General features: G+C 57.6%; 1 protein-coding gene. It reads left to right on the forward strand.

What is annotated here, in order from left to right; all coding sequences use genetic code 11:
• Window positions 1-118 precede the first annotated feature (118 nt).
• Window positions 119-1150 (forward strand): IS110 family RNA-guided transposase, encoded by a 1032-nt coding sequence (locus tag SMD10_RS25340; RefSeq protein WP_331688493.1) that lies wholly within the window; start codon window positions 119-121, stop codon window positions 1148-1150.
• The last annotated feature ends 242 nt before the right edge of the window (window positions 1151-1392 follow it).

Consider the following 1392-nt stretch of genomic DNA (forward strand, 5'->3'; position numbering starts at 1 on the left):
AGATGCCGTAATGGGCCGGCGCCTCACGATTAGCCAGTTTGGTGGCTGTCCCTCAGAATGATGATGTTTGGAAACGAGGTCCGATCGATCGGCCTCAAGCATCATGAGAGGAACAGCCATGGAATATTATGCAGGAATCGACGTCTCGCTGAAAGAGAGCAGCGTTTGCGTGGTGGACACGACAGGCAAATTGGTTCGCGAGGTCAAGGTGGGCAGCGAGCCAGAATGTCTGGTTGGGTATTTTGCTCAACTGGATATTCAAGTAGAGCGCATCGGCCTTGAAGCCGGGCCGTTGTCCCAATGGCTACATGCGGCTCTCGTTGCCGCTGGTCATGAAGTGGTTTTGCTGGAAACACGGCATGTGAATGCGGCGCTTTCGGCGATGACGGTGAAGACCGACCGCAAGGATGCGCGAGGGATCGCGCAACTGCTCCGCATGGGTTTGTATCGTCCGGTCCACGCCAAATCGTCGCCAGCCCAGGACACTCGGGCTCTCCTGGTCGGCCGCAAGCTTCTGCAATCCAAGCTGCTCGACGTCGAACTCAGCATCCGAGGTATCCTGCGCGGCTATGGATTAAAGGTCGGCGAAGTCAGCCGAGGGCGTTTTGAGGCGCGCATCCGTGAACTGATTGAAGGGCATGCGACATTATCGATGGTAATCGACACGATGCTGACGGCACGAGCAGCGCTGTGGAGCGAATTTACGAAGCTGCACCGCGAGATGCTGAAGATCGCCCGCGCCGACAAGGTTTGCCAGCGGCTGATGAGTGCGCCGGGTGTCGGTGCCTTGGTTGCGTTGACCTACCGTTCCACGATTGATGATCCTGCCCGGTTCGTAAAGTCCGGCACGGTGGGTGCCTATCTCGGATTGACGCCAAAGAAATATCAATCCGGCGAAACCGATCGCGATGGCGGGGTGAGCAAGGTCGGCGACGCGATGGTGAGAACCGCATTGTTCGAAGCCGCGCACATCATGCTGACGCGGGCGACGCGCTTTTCCAGTCTGAAGCGCTGGGCGCTCGATGTGGCCAAGCGTCGAGGGATGAAGCGCGCAAAGGTTGCCCTTGCACGCAAACTCGGTGTCGTTCTTCACCGCATGTGGGTAGATGCGACGGACTTTCGCTGGAGCGTAAACCCTATGTCGGCATGAGGAGAGATATGTGATTGATGCAGGCAAGCACAAGGCTTGCATCTGATGAGGTCCCGTCGCTGGGACGCAGGCTCGGCAAGGTCGTGTGTAGTGCTGTGACCGCTTCGGCGAAGCACGCTTCTTAGATTGACCTGTCGGCTTGTTGATCTGATGGCATAGTGTGGCAGTCTTCGTGCTGACCACGGACAGAAGCATGACCCCGGCGACGAGATAATCATTCAGAGGGACTTGACGAACGAAGG

Origin of the sequence: Consotaella aegiceratis (assembly GCF_036541425.1) — a bacterium.
In the GTDB taxonomy this organism is placed as follows: domain Bacteria; phylum Pseudomonadota; class Alphaproteobacteria; order Rhizobiales; family Rhizobiaceae; genus Consotaella; species Consotaella aegiceratis.

Coding starts and splice junctions, on each gene's coding strand:
- SMD10_RS25340 (WP_331688493.1), top strand. CDS start 119: ATGGAATATTATGCAGGAATCGACGTCTCGCTGAAAGAGAGCAGCGTT.